The organism is Halomonas sp. AOP22-C1-8, assembly GCF_052378905.1.
In the GTDB taxonomy this organism is placed as follows: domain Bacteria; phylum Pseudomonadota; class Gammaproteobacteria; order Pseudomonadales; family Halomonadaceae; genus Vreelandella; species Vreelandella citrativorans.
Window position 1 is genome coordinate 16743 of the sequence record NZ_JBQSYD010000020.1, and the last position, 19456, is coordinate 36198.

18 protein-coding genes are annotated in these 19456 nt (G+C 53.4%); 7 read left to right on the forward strand and 11 right to left on the reverse strand.

Features of this window, described 5'->3' with window-relative positions:
* Positions 1–120 precede the first annotated feature (120 nt).
* Positions 121–183, forward strand: coding sequence for a hypothetical protein (locus tag ACT3TY_RS11775; RefSeq protein WP_441679125.1), 63 nt, complete (start codon positions 121–123; stop codon positions 181–183).
* Positions 184–251: 68 nt separating this feature from the next.
* Here the strand turns inward: ACT3TY_RS11775 and ACT3TY_RS11780 are convergent, their stop codons facing one another.
* The 3 genes from ACT3TY_RS11780 to ACT3TY_RS11790 all read right to left on the reverse strand — a co-directional run bounded on the left by ACT3TY_RS11780 (position 252) and on the right by ACT3TY_RS11790 (position 3101).
* Positions 252–725 (reverse strand): nucleoside deaminase, encoded by a 474-nt coding sequence (locus tag ACT3TY_RS11780; RefSeq protein ID WP_087108178.1) that lies wholly within the window; start codon positions 723–725, stop codon positions 252–254.
* A gap of 34 nt (positions 726–759) precedes the next feature.
* A complete protein-coding gene (locus ACT3TY_RS11785; protein ID WP_444628358.1) occupies positions 760–2022 on the reverse strand; it encodes a dicarboxylate/amino acid:cation symporter in 1263 nt (420 codons plus the stop codon).
* 179 nt (positions 2023–2201) lie between these two features.
* Positions 2202–3101, reverse strand: coding sequence for an NAD(P)/FAD-dependent oxidoreductase (locus ACT3TY_RS11790; RefSeq protein WP_444628360.1), 900 nt, complete (start codon positions 3099–3101; stop codon positions 2202–2204).
* A 255-nt stretch (positions 3102–3356) separates the two neighbouring features.
* On the opposite strand from ACT3TY_RS11790, the gene ACT3TY_RS11795 reads away from it, so the two are divergent.
* A complete protein-coding gene (locus tag ACT3TY_RS11795) occupies positions 3357–4958 on the forward strand; it encodes an ABC-F family ATP-binding cassette domain-containing protein (RefSeq protein WP_444628361.1) in 1602 nt (533 codons plus the stop codon).
* A gap of 9 nt (positions 4959–4967) precedes the next feature.
* On the opposite strand, the gene ACT3TY_RS11800 is transcribed toward ACT3TY_RS11795, so the two are convergent.
* A complete protein-coding gene (locus ACT3TY_RS11800) occupies positions 4968–5840 on the reverse strand; it encodes a helix-turn-helix transcriptional regulator (RefSeq protein ID WP_444628363.1) in 873 nt (290 codons plus the stop codon).
* A 136-nt stretch (positions 5841–5976) separates the two neighbouring features.
* Between ACT3TY_RS11800 and ACT3TY_RS11805 the strand changes: the two genes are divergently transcribed.
* Positions 5977–7140 (forward strand): MFS transporter, encoded by a 1164-nt coding sequence (locus tag ACT3TY_RS11805; RefSeq protein ID WP_444628365.1) that lies wholly within the window; start codon positions 5977–5979, stop codon positions 7138–7140.
* Positions 7141–7411: 271 nt separating this feature from the next.
* Positions 7412–7618 (forward strand): cold-shock protein, encoded by a 207-nt coding sequence (locus ACT3TY_RS11810; RefSeq protein WP_018917934.1) that lies wholly within the window; start codon positions 7412–7414, stop codon positions 7616–7618.
* A gap of 127 nt (positions 7619–7745) precedes the next feature.
* Here ACT3TY_RS11810 and ACT3TY_RS11815 read toward each other — a convergent pair whose 3' ends face one another.
* Positions 7746–8648, reverse strand: a complete 903-nt coding sequence (locus tag ACT3TY_RS11815) for a putative RNA methyltransferase (protein WP_444628366.1) — start codon at positions 8646–8648, stop codon at positions 7746–7748.
* Positions 8649–8683: 35 nt separating this feature from the next.
* The gene (locus ACT3TY_RS11820) at positions 8684–9619 is read right to left on the reverse strand and encodes a DMT family transporter (RefSeq protein WP_444628368.1); all 936 of its coding nucleotides are present in this window, start codon (positions 9617–9619) and stop codon (positions 8684–8686) included.
* Between the two features lie 97 nt (positions 9620–9716).
* On the opposite strand from ACT3TY_RS11820, the gene ACT3TY_RS11825 reads away from it, so the two are divergent.
* Positions 9717–10664, forward strand: coding sequence for a LysR substrate-binding domain-containing protein (locus ACT3TY_RS11825; RefSeq protein ID WP_444628370.1), 948 nt, complete (start codon positions 9717–9719; stop codon positions 10662–10664).
* On the opposite strand, the gene ACT3TY_RS11830 is transcribed toward ACT3TY_RS11825, so the two are convergent.
* Positions 10661–11407, reverse strand: coding sequence for a helix-turn-helix domain-containing protein (locus ACT3TY_RS11830; RefSeq protein WP_441679104.1), 747 nt, complete (start codon positions 11405–11407; stop codon positions 10661–10663). The two genes, ACT3TY_RS11825 and ACT3TY_RS11830, sit on opposite strands and share 4 nt — an antisense overlap.
* Before the next feature lie 140 nt (positions 11408–11547).
* On the opposite strand from ACT3TY_RS11830, the gene ACT3TY_RS11835 reads away from it, so the two are divergent.
* Together ACT3TY_RS11835 and ACT3TY_RS11840 are read left to right on the forward strand one after the other, a co-directional pair.
* Positions 11548–15030, forward strand: coding sequence for an acyl-[ACP]--phospholipid O-acyltransferase (locus ACT3TY_RS11835; RefSeq protein ID WP_444628371.1), 3483 nt, complete (start codon positions 11548–11550; stop codon positions 15028–15030).
* A gap of 226 nt (positions 15031–15256) precedes the next feature.
* Positions 15257–15856 (forward strand): nitroreductase family protein, encoded by a 600-nt coding sequence (locus ACT3TY_RS11840; protein WP_192526628.1) that lies wholly within the window; start codon positions 15257–15259, stop codon positions 15854–15856.
* A 187-nt stretch (positions 15857–16043) separates the two neighbouring features.
* Here ACT3TY_RS11840 and ACT3TY_RS11845 read toward each other — a convergent pair whose 3' ends face one another.
* Genes ACT3TY_RS11845 through ACT3TY_RS11860 form a run of 4 tightly spaced genes read right to left on the reverse strand, consistent with a single transcriptional unit; the run spans position 16044 to position 19438 of the window.
* Positions 16044–16940: an amidohydrolase family protein gene (locus ACT3TY_RS11845; RefSeq protein ID WP_441679106.1), complete on the reverse strand. Its 897-nt coding sequence runs from the start codon at positions 16938–16940 to the stop codon at positions 16044–16046.
* On the reverse strand, positions 16940–17668 hold the full coding sequence (locus tag ACT3TY_RS11850; protein ID WP_444628373.1) for a FadR/GntR family transcriptional regulator: 729 nt from the start codon (positions 17666–17668) through the stop codon (positions 16940–16942). The genes ACT3TY_RS11845 and ACT3TY_RS11850 overlap by 1 nt, the downstream gene beginning before the upstream one ends.
* A complete protein-coding gene (locus tag ACT3TY_RS11855; protein ID WP_087108151.1) occupies positions 17665–18945 on the reverse strand; it encodes a TRAP transporter large permease in 1281 nt (426 codons plus the stop codon). The genes ACT3TY_RS11850 and ACT3TY_RS11855 overlap by 4 nt, the downstream gene beginning before the upstream one ends.
* Positions 18938–19438 carry a TRAP transporter small permease gene (locus ACT3TY_RS11860; protein WP_441679108.1) on the reverse strand — a complete coding sequence of 167 codons (501 nt, stop codon included), beginning with the start codon at positions 19436–19438 and terminating at the stop codon, positions 18938–18940. The genes ACT3TY_RS11855 and ACT3TY_RS11860 overlap by 8 nt, the downstream gene beginning before the upstream one ends.
* Positions 19439–19456: the final 18 nt, after the last annotated feature.

Here is a 19456-nt window from a genome sequence, read left to right on the forward strand (position 1 = left end):
AGGAGGCGTTGTGGCGTTGACAGCAACGGATCCGATCAAGATGATTGTTGCCATCATCCTACCGCCGTTCGGTGTATTTTAAAGGTTGGCCTAAAAGGCTATTTTTGGCTAAACACCATCCTGACGCTGCTTGACTTTATCCCCGACATCATTCATGCGTTTTATGTGATTTTAGAGCACTGATTGTACAACATAGATAAACCCTGAAGCCGCCTGGACGAATGCCTGGGCGGCTCTTTTGTTGCTGCTAGCTAAACGGCATGGCGCCGTTGGTGCAGCGCATGGACCTTTTCATCCCACCCCGCTAACGGGCCTGCTACTTCAAGTCCTGGCACAATGTGCTGAATAGGGAAGGAGGCTACCGCCGGTGGGGCGACGCCCAGGTCATCTAGCCAACGCCCTAACTGTTCAGATGAACTGATATAAACGATCCGACCAAGCCCTGCCCACCCATGCGCGGCTGCGCACATGGCGCAGTGCTCGCCTGTGGTATACACCGTTGCCTTGGCGCGCGCCTCTGGCGTCATGTGTTGTGCTGCCCAACGTGCCAGCGTGAACTCGGGATGCTGCGTCACGTCACCGCTGACAATTCGGTTACGGTCCTCGGCAAGAATATCCCCTTGTGCACTTACCAGCACGCTGCCAAAGGGTTCATCGCCCGCATCAAGGGCTTCTTCAGCCAGCTCAATGGCACGGGTCAAGTAAGTGAGTTCCTGGTCATTCATCCCGGCGTCTCCTGTCGATTAATGGCCTTGCTCGTTACTCTTTCACTGTGGAAGATATATCGTCTAAAGGCACATCTTTCTGTTTGCCTTCTTCACTTTTGGCGATCACTGCCGTGCCCACTAAATCGCCGGTTATATTCAGGGCGGTAGCGCCCATTCCTACCAACGCATCAATAGCGGTTAACAGTACGACGGTTTCGATCGGCAGCCCTACCTGAGCAAACACGGTGGCAATCATGATGATACCCGCCCCCGGCACGCCCGCCGTGCCAACTGAGATCAGCGTACCGATCACGACAATTTGAGCCATGCTGGCAAGGTCCAGCGGTGCGCCGATCACATTAGCAGCAAACACCGCGGAAATAGCGATCCGAATCGCCGCGCCATCCATGTTCATGGTCGCTCCCAGTGGCAGGCTAAACCCATACACACTTTGCGCGATGCCCATACGGCGGGCGGCATCCATGGTCAGTGGCAGCACGCCCGCGCTACTTTGCGTGGCAAACGCCGTGACCATCGGTGTGCGAGCCTCCCGAAAAAAGCGGCGCAGTTTCACCCCAAAAAGACGCATAATGACGCAGTAAATCGCCAATTGAACGGCCAGGGCAATGTAAAGCACGATCACCATGTCACCCAATGACAGTAGTGTTTCAAACCCCTGCTGGCTGACAGTTTCCGCCACGATAGCGAACACCCCAATCGGTACGACATGCAGCACGCCCGACATCACCTTCAGCGTCACAGCATTCAAGCCTTCGATCATTTCATACAACCGCTCGGCGCTTTTGCCGTGCGTTTCGCTTTGACGCACTTTCATCAAAGCGATACCGAATACCAACGCGGTAAAAATGATGCCGAGCAGGTTCTGATCAGCCAACGCGCCAATAATGTTGTTCGGTACGATATTAAGCAGTACATCAACGAGTCCCGGATTCTCCGGCACTGAGAAGCTCGCACTGTCATCCAGCGTCATGCCACTGCCTGGATTAAGTAGTGAGGCAACCGATAGCCCCACCACAATTGCGAACGCAGAAGAAGCCAGGTAATACAGCAGCACCTTTTGACCAACGCGGCCGACGCCACCCACCGTTGACTGGTTGACCCCGACCATCAGCGTAAACAGTACAATAGGTACAATTAGAAACGTCAGCAGACGCAGCAGTAGGTCGCCGACCGGCGCCAGCCAAGTGGCGATGTTTTCCCCACCCAACAAACCCACCACCACACCCAGCAGCAACGCGATCGTGACACGTAGAATCAACGAAGAGCGCATATATCCTTTCAAAAGCGCCGCCATGTTAGTCACCTTTACCCAGAAAGCTTATTAGAGCCCGCCAGCAGAAAACGTCACCCTACGGAGCCGGTGAACCTCCAGCCGCTGCCTGATGGCTCAGGCTCGCGATACAAGCACACGTATTGGAGACTGCGCTGATTGACATTGAAAGAGGCTCCTCTACTGCGCCATTGAAGCCTGATTTATAAATCAAATACCAGCGAATGGTGCGCTGCCTGCCCAGCCAAGGCGCCGTCGCTAACGGCAAGCGAAAGATTACCCACAGGCCGTGCAATGTCACCACAAGCAAAAACGCCAGGCACGGAGGTTGCCTGGGCAGCACTGGTTTTGATAACACGCCCCAGCGGCGTGGTCTCAATTTCGCACCCAAGGCGCAGCGCCAGCGTGCTGGGGATCGTTTGAGTGACAACAAACAGCCCCTCCAAGGGAAATACCCGGCTATCGGCCATTACTACCTTCACGCCTTCCCCTGCCAGGCGTTCAACAGCGCCATGTTCGATATGCGTACCGCGCTCGTCGAGTTTTTGTAATTGCCACTTATCAGGCGCAAATGCGTCGTTCAAAAATAGCGTTGTTTTGCCCCAGTCGGGCAGCATCAGCGCAAGGTGCATCGCCGCTGCTGAATGGGCCAACACACCAATATGCCCATGGTTTAGATCAAAACCATGACAGTAAGGGCAATGAAAAACATGCGTGCCCCAGCGCTCTTTAAGCCCTGGCAAGGCGGGAAGATCATCGTCTACGCCAGCGGCCAGAATAACGCGACGGGCGCGAAATGACGACGCCGCTGCCCGTGGCTCGGCAAGCGTTAGCGTAAAGTCTCCCACTTCGCCGACAATCGTTTCAACCTCCCCTTTGTGCCAGTCAACTGTCGGGTATTGAGCCAGTTCCGCGTAGCCTGCCGCCACAATGTCCTCGGGCGACTTACCATCCTGCGTCAAAAATCCCCGCGACCGAGCGGAAAACCGGTTACGCGGCTGGTCAGTATCCACCACTACTATATGGCGCCTTGTCTGGGCCAGCTGCAGCCCAGCGGCCATCCCGGCATAGCTGCCGCCTACAATTGCCACGTCGTACATCATGGTTTGCTCTCTTTCCATTGAGTGCCTATTGCGCGTATCTAGCGAGATACAAAATCCTTGTCAGAAAGTGTAGATCAGCAGGCAGATAGCGCGGCAAAGGCCTTGGAAAAGCAACATAAGTTGACTAGGCTAGAAGCCTTCCCTCTGATTAAGGTATTCGTCCAATGCGCTATTAATGCTGCCGTCCTGTTTCCGACGGCCACGTTCTCCATCCCTTATCAAAAGGGGAATGTTTGGCATTGATAGGTACATCCGATGACGAAGACGTTTATTTCGCTCGATAGCGTTTCTTATACGCTGCCCAACGGTCACGTTTTATTCTCCGCGCTAACGGAAACCTTCGATACAACGCCTACTGGCTTGGTGGGGCGCAATGGCGTGGGTAAAACGCTGCTGGCAAGGCTAATGGCTGGCGACATCACACCCTCAACAGGGCGCTGCCTTCGCATAGGTGAAGTGCGCTATTTATCGCAACGCGTTACCCAAGAGGTATCCGGCACGGTAGCCGACCTGGCAGGCTTGGGCACTACGTTAGCGGCACTGGCCCGCATTGAGGCGGGCAGCACGAACACCGAAGACTTTGATGCACTAGGCGATCAATGGGATATCCGCCAGACGCTACAGCGCGAGCTTGAGCACAGTGGCCTTGCCCACCTTGATTCGACAACCCCAGCGGCGACATTAAGCGGCGGTGAAGCCATGCGCGTTGCCCTGATCGGCGTACTATTATCGAGTGCGGACTTTCTTATTCTGGATGAGCCGAGTAATCACCTGGACGGCCCAAGCCGAAAAGCGCTTATTGAGCAGCTAACCCGCTGGCCCAAGGGGCTGCTGGTTGTTAGCCATGACCGCCAACTGCTCGCCCACCTGCCACGTATCGTTGAGCTGTCAACGTTGGGGCTACGCAGCTATGGCGGCAATTACACCTTTTACGCCGAACAAAAGGCGAGCGAACAAGCAGCGGCTCAAGCTAGCCTGGAACACCATCAAAAAGAGAAAAAACGTGCAGAGCGCGTGCTGCATCAACAACATGAACGCCAAGCGCAACGTCAGGCGCGTGGCAACCGCCAGCGGCATGAGGCCAATCAGGCAAAAATCCTGCTGGATCGTCAAAAAGAGCGCAGCGAACTTTCCGCTGGGCGTCTTGCCCACCAGCAGGCAGAAACACGCAGCCAGCACCTGAACGCTATTCAGCAAGCCCGGGAGCAGCTTGCTGAAGATCCGCATATCGCGCTGCATGACATTGCCGTGCAGCCTGCCCAGCGGATCATTGCTGAGCTAACGGATATCACACTTCCTTACGTTGCCGGGAAGCTTAATCTCAGCCTCACGGGACAGCAGCGTTTAGGCATTGTTGGCCCCAACGGCTCGGGTAAATCCACTCTGCTTAAACTCCTGGCTGAACAGCGTCTACCCCTAAAGGGTGAACGCCGTATGCATGTCAGAAGCGCCTATCTCGATCAACACCTGGCTCAGCTGGATAAAACCCGGAGCGCTATAGAGCAGTTAGCAGCCGCCAACCGAGCAGCACCGACCAGCCTGCTGCGAACACGATTAGTACACCTTGGGCTAACGGCTGAGAAAATTAGCGTTGCCTGCGGGAAGCTAAGCGGTGGTGAACAGCTAAAGGTAGCGCTGGCGTGCGCGCTATATGCCGACCCGCCCGCGCAGCTGTTACTTCTGGATGAGCCCAGCAACCATCTCGACCTACCCTCGCTACAGGCATTGGAAAGCATGTTAAGAGGCTACTCAGGTGCGCTGGTAGTGGCCTCTCATGACCTGGAGTTCTTGCACAACCTCGCGCTGACCGACTACCTATGCGCTACGCCAGAGGGCTGGGTATTGGAAAAAGCCTAAAACCACTCATTATGATGTTGGCGTTTGGGCATCCTGAAGCCAGCGGTTAAACGCCTCTTCGGTGCCCATGCCATTGTTAGCGGCGTCGCTTTTAATAACGTAATAGACCAGCCGCAGGTGGCGGTCTTCGTCAACCAACAACGAGGTATGCTCAAAATCGAGCGCCCCTAACGGCGCGACGTAAAAGTGTCGAACGCCGTGGCAAGGCCCGTGGATATCCTGTCCTACCCACCACGTTTTAAAATCTTTATCCGCGTGGATCAGCATCTTAATCAACGTATTGATCGCCGGGTCTTCAGGCGCGCGGGCCGCATCGCGTTTAAAGCTGGCGAGCATTTGGCGAGCCTGCTCTTCCCAAGGGTCGAAAAGCCCGCGAGTGGCTGCATCGGCAAACAGTAGCCACAGAAGATTGCGCTGCTCCGGTGGGTGTTTAGAGAAGCCAAACAGACGATCACTCGCGTGGTTCCAGGCCAGCACATCCCAGCGCAAATTCAACACGTAGGCAGGCCGAGTGGGTAAATCGTTCATCAGACGATGTATCAAGGGCGGCACTATGCACCATGTTTTTCCCGGCTCAGCGGGGAGGCGTTGGTGCGCCAGCAAAAACAGATGGCGCCGCTCGGTGGCATCAAACTTAAGCGTACGCGCAAGGCGGTCGAGAAAATCCGCCGAGGCACGAATATCGCGCCCTTGCTCCAGCCACGTGTACCAGGTCAACCCAACCCCGGCGAGTGCCGCGACTTCCTCGCGGCGTAAGCCAGGCGTGCGCCGCCGCTTACCCACGGGCAAGCCAACCTCTTCAGGCGTTACCTGCTCGCGCCGGCTACGCAGGAACTCCCCAAGCTCGGTTCGGGTGCGATTTAACGAACGTACTGCCGCCATCTTGTTGCCTTTAGTAATAGTATAAATGGTTAAATTGTACCCCCTTTAAAGCCTCTCCAGAATAGCGCCCTCACCGCTTGGAGCCGTCTGCAAGATACGGCTGCCAAGTAATGTATGAGCCTGACTGGAGAGCCTAATGGCACTTTCTTCTCGACTATCGATTTACTTAATTGCCTTGGGCGCCTTTTCTTTGGGGATGGCGTCTTATGTCACTGCAGGCCTTATTCCCCTGATTACTCACGATTTTTTAGTATCAGATGTCATGGCTGCACAACTGGTAACGGCGTTTACGCTAGCGTATGGCCTGGTTTCCCCCATCGTGGTCGCGCTCCTGCCAGGTCATCAGCAGCGCACAGGGTTAATCATCGCATTGGCGATGTTCGTTATTGCAAATGTAGCAAGCGCGCTGACCACAAGTTTTGTCATGCTGATGGCCTGGAGAGCACTCGCTGGCGTGGGAGCCGGGGTTTATCTGGCGCTAGGGATTGCAGCATCGGCGGCACTGGCGCCTGAAGCGAAACGCGGCAATGCCATCGCGATAATTATGGGCGGTATGGCCAGTGGCACCGTGCTGGGCGTGCCGCTTAGTCTGTTGCTCGCCGGACAGTTGGGCTGGGCTTCGGCCATGTGGATGATTGCTCTGCTCGGCGCAATTTCCTTGGCAGGCCTGCACTACAAGCTACCCAATATTCCCGCAGCGCCTTCTATATCGTTGCGGCGCAAATTGGTCATCTTGAAGCACCCCGCGACCATGACCGTTCTAGCTGTATCGCTGTTAGCTGCCGTAGCAAGCCTTGGTATGTACACCTTTATTTCACCGCTTATAGCAGCATCGACGTCTGGCAGCTCTCCCTCTATGGCACTTTATCTATGGGTTTGGGGCGTTGGCGGGATTTTGGGCAGCTTTTTAATTGGCCCGATTGTGGATAAACGCCAAGGCTCCAGCGTTGTACTGACTATTATGCTGGTCCTGGCCGTTTCGCTGATAAGTTTGCCAATTGCTGCCGCTCTGCATCCATGGCTCGCGCTTGTGCCTATCGCCCTATGGGGAGCCGTCGGCTGGGCGTTACAGGTACCGCAAAATAATGCACTAATGCACGTTCGCAAACCGCATGGCGATGGCCAGCTCGCCGTGGCCCTAAACGAGTCAGCGCTTTACCTGGGTAGCGCGATTGGGGCGGCGGCAGGCGGGCTTATGCTTGCCAGTGCCTTTCCGCTTTGGACGCTTGCGTTAAGTGCCGGTGCGCTTGCCGCAAGCGGTGCGTTATTACAGTTCACCATGCGCAAGCGCAGCCACTAAGCAATTAGTATTAAGTACTTAGCACTCGAGACATGGCCAGTGGTGTGCAAGAGTGAAATATTGCCTTGGGCTTAGAAAACAAATGCAAAAACCCATTGACGCGCACCGCGAATCATGGCAATGTAGCGCCAGTTGGTTAGCAAGCAGCATGGTTTCAGAAGCGTACGATTCTTTCGGCAGCCTGATATTGTATTCCTTGTTTCACCCGCTACTTCAATCTGGGTAATACCAGGAACTTTATTACGGCGCTTATGCGCGAAAGGATTTAATCATGGCAACTGGCACAGTTAAATGGTTCAACGACACTAAAGGCTTCGGTTTCATCGCTCCTTCTGACGGCAGCGACGACCTGTTTGCACACTTCTCCGAAATTCAGTCTGACGGCTTCAAAACCCTTCAAGAAGGCGCTAGCGTTTCTTTTGACGTTACCCAGGGTAAAAAAGGCCTTCAGGCTTCTAACATCAAGCAAACTTCTTAATATTTATTATTAAGTGTTTGTTCAGACCTTAGGGTCTGACTGACAAGGCCCGCTTCGGCGGGCCTTGTTGCGTTTGGGCTTGGCAAAACAAGACAAGCCTCACCCACGACTTGTCCGTTTCTCGCTTTTATGTATTTTTAATCCACGTAATAAGCCGTACATCAACGCTCACGGTTAGCGTTTCAAGTGCTGCTGCCCTTTCACGGCCCTCTGTACTTGCTCGGTAAAGATGCGGCGTCATGGTCAAAAGATCCGCAATGCTATCTTTGTCATTCAGTGTCAGCGGATAGCGGATCGTGTCGGTTGCCTGCAAGCTAAATCCTTCTGGCACAGAGGGTTCTGCATTGCGCTCAGGTTTAAGCGTTGGATAAATAATTTCACGCAATTCGCGCAGGTGATTTGATCCTGCCTCTACTTGCAACAACAAGCCTCCCGGCTTAAGCGCTCTGGCAAACTCACTCATCACGGGAAAGCCGAACATACAGAGCAGCCTATCCAGCGTGGCCGACAGCACGGGCAAATTGGCATTACTGCCCACTACCCACGTGGCTGCATGCCGACGGTCCTGCCCTGGCTGATGACCCTGTTCCTGTTGACGATTCTGCTCTTGCTGATGATCCTGTTTGGCCGCCGCCATAACCGCCCATTTGGAAATGTCCAGGCCGATCAAAGCAAGCGGTATTTGCAGCGCAGTGCTGGCTAATTGACGCAAGTAGTAGCCTTCACCACACCCTGCGTCCAGGCAGCTAAGAGTTTCGTTTCCCGAGGCACCGCTCAAGGCAGCGTGACGAACAGCTTCGGCAACAGGCTGGTAACACCCGGCATTCAAAAAACGCTGCCGTGCAGCCACCATGGCCTTACTGTCACCGGGGTCGTTTGAACGCTTGTTCTGAACAGGCAGCAGGTTTACATAACCCTGTTTGGCAATATCAAAACTGTGCCCAACCGTGCAGCACCATACGCCTTCCGCTTGAGTGAGCGGGCCGCCGTCAAGCGGGCAGGCCAGCGCTTTAAACGCGTTCGATAACATAAAATGATTTTTTTCAGCGAAGGATGAGTCAGTAGTTAGCGCACTACCACCACGATACCGATCATGATAGCCACACCACCGATTAAAAAGTTAAAGCTCAACGGCTCGTTGAGCAGTAGGGTACCAAAAAGCAGGCCAAAAAGCGGTGCTAAAAAAGAGAACACACCTAACTGCGATGCACGATAGCTCCGCAATAACGAGAACCAAAGTAGCAAGGCGCCAAAGGAAACGATGATTGATTGAAACCCAAGGCTTAAAATGGCCATTGAGGTAAACTGAGCGCTCATTAACTGCCCCGATATTAACGCAGCTGGCAATAGCAGCAGTGCCGTTACACTTAGTTGATAGCTCAATGTGAGTTCAGCGGGCTGCTCGGAAAGCGAGCTTCTGCGTATCACCACCGTCGTCGTGGCCCAAGATAACCCCGCCAATATTCCCATCATGTCACCGATCAGTATTTCCGTATCCATACTGCCCGCTTGACCGGGCGCTATCGCAATGGTCATACCTGTAAAAGCCAAGCCAATACCCCACCACTGGCGTTGAGCCAACTGCTCCCCCGGAACCATTAAATGCAGTCCTAACGCCGCAAAAATAGGCGCCGTATAGAGAAAAATAGACATGTGAGAAGCCAGCGTGTAATGAAGCCCCCAAGCCAAAAAGACAAACTCACTCGTGGAACCTAAGCCAACGAGTAACCCCGGCCGCCAATGCGCGCGCACATCTCGCCAACCAATGCCTTGCCAGAGCGCGCAAGGTATTACCAGCATAGCGGCAAGCAAAGAGCGTAAAGCAATTTGAGACAGTGGCGATATTTCCTCAGCCACCCCTTTTATAGCAACCTGCTGAAACCCTAATATCAGACAGAAGAGAAGCATTAACGATGCCGCTCTTCGCCCTAGGGGTTTTCGCTCAAAAACGACGTCCTTGTGGTAAATCTTTGTTGCTATATCTGGCTCAAGATTGCGCATGTAGACCTCGCTATGCAATAAGACGGCTATTGCATCAGCAGAGGAAACTCTCTACAAACGATTACTTATCCGACCTAGGCTTAGTAAAACTCACGCTATGAAAATTGAAAGACTACCGCTTAATGCACTGCGAGCTTTCTCTGAGGCTGCTCGTGAAAACAGCTTCAAAAAAGCCGCCACTCGGCTCAGCGTGACTCCTGGTGCCGTTAGTCGCCAAGTCAAACAGCTAGAGGCAAGGTTGGGCGTCACTCTTTTCGAGCGACACGCCAATGGCGTGTTAGTCACCGAGGCGGGTAAAATGCTGCTCGACGATGTGCAGGCGGGGTTATCACGTATTGCAAGTGGGGTGGAACATATCACACAGCGCTCTAGCGAAGCTTTTGAGCTGGTTATTAGCGCGCCACCTTCTTTTTTACAGCTTTGGCTACTACCGCGACTTCATCGATTCGAAGCGCGTGAACGCGGCATCAATATATCGCTTGATGCCGATGCGAATTTAACGCCACCACTGTGGTTGCCTAACCGTGCCAAGCTATCACTGCGTTATGGCCAAGGCCCGTGGCAAGGCGTCAATAGCATTAGATTATTCGAAGACGTGCTATTTCCTGTGTGCTCGCCTGCGCTGCTTTTCAAAAATAAAATTAGGGTGCCAGAAGACTTGCTGGCACAACCGCTGCTTTCGGTTGAATGGCATCGGCATACTCCGGCCTTCAGTCCTGTACCGAGCTGGAGCGAATGGTTTAATAGCGTCGGTGTAAAAAACCACCGCTTACCCACCCCCATGCAATACTCGCTTTATAGTTTGGCGCTAGACCAAGCCATTGCTGGCCAAGGCGTAGTACTGGCAAGCTACCCCTTAATTGCCGACCGGCTGGCGAGTGGTGTGTTAGTACGTCCCTTTAAAGAGAAGTACGCGCTCGTATCTCGCTTTGCTTACGATCTTATTCTACCGGCGAGCGGAGGCGCACCCGAAGCGGTCACACACTTTAGCGAATGGATAACCCAAGAGGCGGAGACCTTTCAAAATACATCCCCACATCATTAAGAATTATCCAACTGTCGCGTATAGTCCTGAAACAACGCATATTTCCATTGGCGTACCGCTAATACCGACGTAGTGCCAAAACGCTTATGCAGAGGCAAACTACTTTCTCTTTCGCACAGGGCGTGAAACTCCTTGGCCAGGCGCTGCATTATCTGCTGCCACTCGTCATTGCCTGCTCGGGACAACAGACCATTGAGGACCAGCAGTTGCTCGCTTTCGCCATCAAAGCGTGAGCGAAAAAATTCATTCGCAATATACGTTTGGAAGAACTGCTGGATAGGGCCGCCAGAGCGCCAGCGGAAATTGGCAGCTACGCGGCGGCGAATACGATTACCAGGTAGCAACTCAATAAGCTTTAGCCGCTCAAGCTTAAGCAGTTGACGTGTACACTCCGTCTCGCTTAACTGATACTGATGATGAATTTCGTCAAAGCTATAGCCATTAACAACACAGACAGCGACCAGAAATAGCTCACGATCATCAACGATGCTCTGCTCCTGAGCCTGGGTCAATTGCTGGGGCCGTAGCTCTTCTGCCTGCATGGCTTGTACCAGCTCGGCAAATTCGATATTGAGTTGATCACAGATGCACTCAAGCCGCGCCAGGGTAAAGTGCTTTTCAGCAAACAAACGCTTAACGGACGCCTCGCTTAGGCCCAGCCACTGAGCCACATCGGCATAGGTTTTACCCTGAGCACGAAGCTGGCGCTTCAACGTATCAATTAAACACCCCACTTGGGACATAAGCGCCTCCAGACACCTCAACGTAGCAAATAATGATACTTTAAAGCACATATAACACAACCTGGTCTAACAAGGTTGCACCCAAGGCCTGACTTGGACAGATTGCTACCATCTAAAGGGGTTTATAAGGCTTAGTGAACATGCAAAGAGTGCTACAGATGAAGGGCGCATGGCCCTACTTCATCGCTATCTTTCTTAATGCTTTTCTCGACTTAGGGCACAAGATCGTGATTCAGAATTCGATCTTCAAAAGCTACGATGGCACCACCCAAATAGTGCTTACAGCGCTGGTGAACGGGTTAATCCTGCTCCCGTTCATTGCACTGTTTAGCCCATCAGGTCACGCGGCTGATACCTATCCCAAAGTACGTATCCTACGCGTTTCGGCGTGGGCAGCGGTCGTGGTATCACTAGGCATTACGGCGGCTTATTATCAAGGCTGGTTTTGGCTGGCTTTTGCGATGACGCTTCTGCTGGCGATACAGTCAGCCTTTTACTCGCCTGCCAAATACGGCATGGTCAAAACGCTGTTTGGGAAACCCCGCTTGGCCGAAGCGAACGGTATCGTCCAGGCCGTTACCATTGGTGCCATTTTAGCGGGCACGGTGGTGTTTACTGCCTTCTTTGAAGCATGGACCCCCTTGGCCAACCAACCCCCTGAGCAGTTGCTGCGCCAAATTGCTCCGCTAGGCTGGCTATTAGTGCTCAATAGCATTATTCAGGTGGTGGCGCTTTATCGGCTGCCGCTGGATACCCCACAGCCGCCCAGCACACCGCTAACCTGGAAGCGCTATATAAAAGGCAGCGCGCTTAAAGATAACCTACGCATCGTTGCACGCCAGCCCGTGTTAAGGCTGTCGATTATCGGTCTTGCCACCTTCTGGTCTGTTGGCCAAGTGCTGTTAGCCGCCTTCCCTGCCTACGCCAAATCCGCACTCAGCATTGATAACACGCTGGTGCTGCAAGGCATTCTCGCCGCTAGCGGCATCGGTATTGCGCTGGGTTCGGTGCTGGCCAGTCGTCTTTCACGCAACCGTATTGAAACCGGCTTAATTCCAGTGGGCGCTCTGGGCGTTGCCGTAGGTTTATGGTGCTTACCGCTACTCACAACGCCACTCAGCCAAGCGCTTAATTTTGTGTTTATCGGTTTAATGGGCGGGCTGTTTATTGTGCCGCTCAACGCCCTGATCCAGTTCCACGCTGCGGATAACGAGCTGGGCACGGTGTTGGCAGCCAATAACTGGATTCAAAATATCGCCATGCTGGGCTTTTTGGTGCTCACGGCGCTGTTCGCTTTAGCGGGCGTGGATAGCCACTATTTATTACTTGTGATCGCTAGCGTAGCGATGATAGGGGGTGGCTACACCATTATCAAACTGCCCCAAAGTCTGGTGCGTTTTTTACTGGGCTTTCTGCTAACCCGCCGCTATCGCGTTGATGTTTACGGTTTGGAAAACCTGCCTGCCCAGGGTGGCGTGCTGTTACTGGGCAACCATATCAGCTGGATTGATTGGGCCATGGTACAGATCGCAAGCCCTCGGCCGGTGCGTTTTGTGATGCTAAAAAGCATTTATCAGCGCTGGTATTTGCGCTGGTTTTTTAAAGCACTGGGCTGTATCCCCATTGAGCGCGGCGCTGCCGCCGAGCGGGCACTTAATAGCGTTGCCGAATTGCTCAACGCAGGTGAAGTGGTCTGCCTGTTTCCGGAAGGCGCTATCAGCCGCACCGGGCAGCTGGGCGAATTTCGCCGAGGCTATGAGCGGGCCTGCAAAATGGCCAATCCCGACGTAAAAATCGTACCATTTTATCTACGTGGACTATGGGGCAGCCAGTTCTCGCACTCTTCCAGCAAGCTTAAAGAGCTACGCCATGCACCGCTACACCGCTCTATCGTTGTGGTCTTTGGCCAAGCGCTGCCAAAAGAGACCCCAGCCGATGTACTCAAGCGGCGCATCTTTGAGCAGGCTACCCGCTCCTGGCAGCTCTCGATGGAGAACCTGCACACCCTGCCGGATGCTTGGATACGCAGCGTAAAACGCCGCCAAGGAAAGCTGGCGCTCACGGACACGATCAGCCGCCCATTGAGTGCCGCTAAAGCCCTCACGGCGAGTATTCTGATGGCCAAGCGCATCCGCAAACAGAGCAAAGCGCAGAACATCGGCTTGTTACTGCCTACCAGTAGCGCGGGTGTACTCGCCAATATGGCAACACTGCTGGCCGGAAAAACGGTGGTAAACCTTAACTACACCGCCAGCGGCGATGCGTTGGCTTCGGCCCTTTCGCAAGCGGGGATAGATACCGTTCTCACGTCTACGCGTTTCGTGGAAAAACTTAACGCCCGAGGGCTTGATGTATCGGCGTTACTTGCCAAGCAAAACGTTGTTTACCTGGAAACACTACAAGCCTCCATGGGCCGGGCTGAACGCTTAGGCACATGGCTTAGCGTCCGCTTGCTGCCGACCTGGCTGCTGCGCCTCTGCTACTGCCGAGCACATGATGCCGAGGCCACCGCCGCCATCCTGTTTTCCAGCGGTAGCGAAGGACAGCCAAAAGGCGTGATGTTAAGCCACCGCAACCTAATGGCGAACGTTAAGCAAACATCCGACGCGCTGAATACCGAGCATAACGACGTCATGATGGGCTCGCTTCCGCTGTTTCATGCGTTCGGCCTCACGGTTACTCAGTTCTTACCGTTAATTGAGGGCCTGCCCCTGGTGTGCCACCCCGACCCGACCGATGCGGCGGGTATTGCAAAAGCGGTTGCCAAGCACCGGGCAACCATTATGTGTGGCACGTCGACGTTTCTGCGCTTGTTCACTCGCAGCTCCAATGTTCATCCGCTCATGCTGGATAGCATCAGAGTGGTAGTAGCCGGGGCGGAAAAGGTCGACGACAGCGTACGCAGCGCGTTCCAGCTTAAATTTCATAAGCTGATTTATGAAGGATACGGCGCAACCGAAACCTCGCCGGTAGCGGCGGTTAATCTTCCCGATACGCTGGATGTAAACTACCTGCAAGTGCAGCGAGGAGCCAAGATAGGCACCGTCGGCATGCCGCTACCCGGCACGAGTTTCAAAATTGTTGACCCAGAGAGTTTTGAAGAACTTTCCACTGACGAAGCAGGTATGATTTTGATTAGCGGACCGCAGGTCATGCAAGGGTACCTGAACGATGCTGAACGTACCGCCAAGGTAGTGTGCAATCTCAACGACCAGCGCTGGTATATCACTGGAGACAAGGGTTATCTGGATGAAGATGGTTTTCTGACCATTGTTGATCGCTACTCACGCTTCGCTAAAATTGGCGGTGAGATGATTGGCCTCGGCGCGGTGGAGCAGGCTGTTAAAGCCACGCTTGCCGACCCCGATACCGCCATCATGGCGGTCAACATACCGGATGCTCATAAAGGCGAGCGTATTGTCTTGCTCTCGGAAACCCCGCTGGATGCACAGGCTGTCAGAACGGCCCTGCGCGGCCAGGGTATCTCATCGCTAATGATTCCCAGCCACTGGTTCACCGTTAATCAATTACCACAACTAGGTTCCGGGAAGCCTGATATCGCCGGTGCCAAACGCTTGGCGCAGGAACAACTAACCGAAAGCGAGCAGCCCTCGCTACAGTAGCCCAACCGTGAATAATGGGCTCCCATTAGCGCTGTAGAAACCAGGCAGTGTCTAAAAGAACTGCCTGGTTTCAAAGGCTTAATTACGGGTGTGAAGAAGCGCTTTTTTATCCGAGCCGATAATTTTTACTTATAGCATCCAGAATAAATGTGTATTAAGTTAAGCTAATAGTCCTATGAAATTACTGCTTCGTAAAGGCTCCTACCCACTAAAAGAGGAATGCTTTATGTCCAACCCAGCCATCAATATTTACAAGCAACGTCGTAGTCAATACGCTATTGGTAAAAACATTTCCATCGGTCAAACCGACGCCACTTCCCTGATCAAGGAAGCGGTGAAACAGGCCCCCACTGCCTTCAATTCCCAAAGCTCGCGCGCAGTCATTCTGTTCAACGAGCAGAACGACAAGTTCTGGCAACTGGTGCTGGATACGCTGCGTGCCATCGTGCCTGCTGAATCCTTTGCGCCGACCGAGCAAAAGATCAATAGCTTTTCCGCTGGCGCGGGTACCGTACTGTTTTTTGAAGATCAGGACGTTGTCAAAGGATTGCAGGAGAAGTTTCCACTTTACGCCGACAACTTCCCTGCCTGGTCAGAACACGCCACGGGCATCGCCCAGTTTGCCGTTTGGACCGCCCTTGCCGAGGCCGATATCGGCGCCAGCCTGCAGCACTATAATCCGATTATCGACGACGCCGTATTTGAAACCTGGGACCTGCCGGCTTCCTGGAAACTGCGTGCGCAAATGCCCTTCGGCTCTCATGAGGCGCCGTTAGGCGAGAAGACATTTATGGATGACGAAGAACGCTTCCGCATCTTCGCTTAAGCATTTTCTTAAAAAAAACAGGCCTTTGCGGATATAAATCGCGCCATCATTATAGCAGCGAAATGTGTGTCCAAGTGCCCCGCCCTCTTATACACTTCATTGTGGAAGGGTTTGCGGGGCGCTTCAGTTTTAAAGCATCGCTTTTATGTGCAAAGCTTCCTTACATAGCTCCTTACTTACCAGACAATCAACCTTCAAAGTCGTACAGCTTAGTAGGGTTATGGACAAGTACCTTCTCGAGCGTGGCGGGGTCATCTATAAGCCGCAGGAGCTCGTCTACCAGGTCGCCATCGTTTGGCATAGGCCCTGGCAGCTGCACATGGGGCCAATCTGTACCGAACACACACCGATCCGAGTTACGGCGAGTTAGCTCATGGAAGAAGGGGTCTACATCCTGATAAGGCGCACTGGCTTTAAGCGTCATACGGTTAGGGCCCGAGAGCTTGACCCATGTGTCGCCCTTTTCAATTCGATTAAGCAGATGCTTAAAACCTGGGTCATTAATCCCTTTAGAGACAGGCATGTGCCCCATATGGTCAATGACCTTGGATACCGGCAAACGGTCCAGGGTATGGGCAAGGTCGTTAAAATTGGACACATCAATCAGGCACTGGACATGCCAATTCCACTGCGCAATCCGCTCGCTGAGTGCGGTAACCGCGTCAAAATCGATGCCGCCTCGGAAAAGCATATTAATGCGAATCCCCCGCACGCCTAGCTCATGCAGACGAGCAATCTCTTCATCGCTGGTATCGGTATTTAAAACAGTAATACCGCGCCATTCAAGATTGCAAGCTTGAGCGTGTTGGAGCCCGTCAATCAATCGGCGGTTGTCGGTTCCATACACGCTGGGCTGCACTAACACAGCACGGTCAAACCCCATCACCGACAGCATGTGCTGGTAGCTGTCAAAACTTGCATCAGGCGGTGTGTAGCTACGATCCGGCTGATAAGGGTACTGCGTAGCCGGGCCAAATAAATGAGCATGACAATCACAGGCCCCCTTTGGAAGCTTGCGCTTGGGTGCTCGGGGATTGGGGTGGGGAGCGGGTATATCAGGTACTAAAATATCAGGTACTAACATTAGGATCCCTTCGACTCAGTGGAAAGCAAGCCAAGACGACGCGAAGCATTGGTCAGGTGTAGCCGCATGGCCGCCCGCGCCTCTTCTGGCTCAGCATTCAGGATTCCATCAACGATATTCTGATGCTCGACCTGAACGATCTGTTCAAGCTTGGCGTCACGGGCCGTATGTCGACGTGCGGTACTGATAGCCATGGACATACGGTTATAAAAGAAGTCTATAAAATCGCAGAAGAAATGATTGCCTGTGGCGGCAGCAATGGCTTGATGCAAGGCGAGATCGTATTTTTCGCCGTCCACTTTACGCTCCAGGCTGATAGCAAGCCGCTCAAGCGCCAACGCAATCTCATCGCGCTGGTTTTGAGTAGCGTGAGTGGCGGCCTGCGCAGCCGCCCCTGCTTCGATTTCTCTACGCATCTCGTAAATAAATCGCAGTTCGCGTTGATCAATCTCATTCACATTCAGTGCAAATGCAGACCTTTCGGGCAAAATAGCGGCTATAAACGTACCGCTACCCTGTTGCGTATAAACCAGGTTGGTTTGCCTTAACTCGGCAATCGCTTCACGAATGACGGCTCGGCTCATACCAAAGCGCTCCATCAAGCTCGCTTCAGTGGGCAGCTTCGCGTTGGGAAGATAAATCCCTTCGCGAATTTCGCGCTCTAGCGTAGCCGCTGCTTCAGATGACAAGCGTCGACCACGTATAGGCGGCTGTGAGCCGGATATCATCCAAGCACACTCGGCAGCCATAGCGTAACGGCGGGAACATAGGCAATGAGCCCTATCACCAGCAGAAGTACTCCCAGGAACGGCAACAGGTGTGTTGCGATCCGCTCGATACTCATTCCGCTAATGGAGGAAGCCACGAAAATGGAGTAACCCAGCGGAGGGGTAACCATGCCTACAGCAAAATTGATCACTACCATAGCGCCCAACTGAATGGGGTCGAGACCGATTTGTGCGCCGATGCCAATAAGTACGCCACTCATAATCACCATGGCTGAAATATTGTCCATTACGGCACCAAGCAACAGCAAAAGTAGATTGATAAACAGCAATAGCAAGAGAGGGTTGGTAGTGACCCCTAGAATCAGCTCGGTGATTTTAGTAGGCAACTCTTCACTCGCGATGACCCAAGCAAAACCATAGGCCGTCACAATAATAAACATGATCACGGCCGTTGTGCGCATCGCGCTGATTAACAAGCCCGGCAGTTGGCGCCAATGTAGGTCGCGATAAACGAAAAGCCCTATCACAGCACTATAGAGCGCACCGACCATCGCCGCTTCTGTCGGTGTAAAGATACCTCCATAGATACCGCCCAGAATGACAACCGGAGCAAGCAGCGCCCATAAGCCTTCCCGCAGCGCTGAAAGAATCTCAGCACCGGACGCCCGGGGGTCGCTAACAATCCCCTGTCGCTTGGCATAGAAATAACTGATGACACAAAAACCTGCGGCAGCAAGAAGCCCCGGAACAACGCCTGCCAGGAAGAGTTTGGAGATCGATTGTTCTGACAGCACGCCCCATATCACCATAGGAATAGAGGGAGGGATCATTTGGCCAAGAGGCCCTACCGCCGTTGATAGTGCAGCGGCATACCCACGCTTATAGCCACGCGACTCAAGCTCATCAATCATAATGGAGCCAATAGCCGCTGTCGTAGCAGGGGCAGAACCAGAAATAGCACCAAAGAATGTACCCGCACCGACGGTTGACATCGAAAGGCCGCCGGGGAAGTGACCTATAAAGGTAGAGGCTACTTTGACGAGGCGTCGTGACAACCCTCCAGCGCCCATTAGCGCGCCTGCAAGTATAAACCCAGGAATCGCCAGCAGGCTGGTTGAGCTACTGCCGGCCATAAAGCGCTGTGCCGCAATCAAAAGATTGAGATCAGCCATCCAAATGCCGACCAAGGCCAGCAGGCCAAGCGCGAAAGCAATGGGAGTACCCAGGAATAAAAGGCCGAAGAGACCGAATATAAGAACGAGGCCTGTGTCATCCATTATCTTGTTCCCTTAAGGCATTGAGCGAGCCTGGCCTAAACAGCAAGGCGATAGCGTGGACGCAGATGAGGGCGCCCCCAACCGGCAATGCAGCGTTCTTTACCCAGAGGGGATAACGAATGGCAGGAGAGACCTGGTTGATCGTAAATTCCATAAAGCCATAACCCGTCCAAACCATGGCAATACCGAATATCAGTACAAGAAGAACGTTGATACGCTCGAATAAGCCCGATAGTGCATCAGGCAGTAGCGACAGAAAAAGCGTCACGCGGACATGCTCAAACCGACGTACCAAGGCACTAGAAAAAAGAAAGGTGGTCCAAGAGGCCGCCAGCAGCGCTATCTCATCTGACCAGGACAGCGAGTCTTGCAGCACATATCGATAAAAAACACCTAACAAAAGGGTGAGAACCATCACCGCAGCGGAAAAGGCGCCTACATACTGGCTAAGCGTAGCTAGCCTTTGACTGAACGCATCAATATAACGGTACATGATGGCTACCTGGCGTCA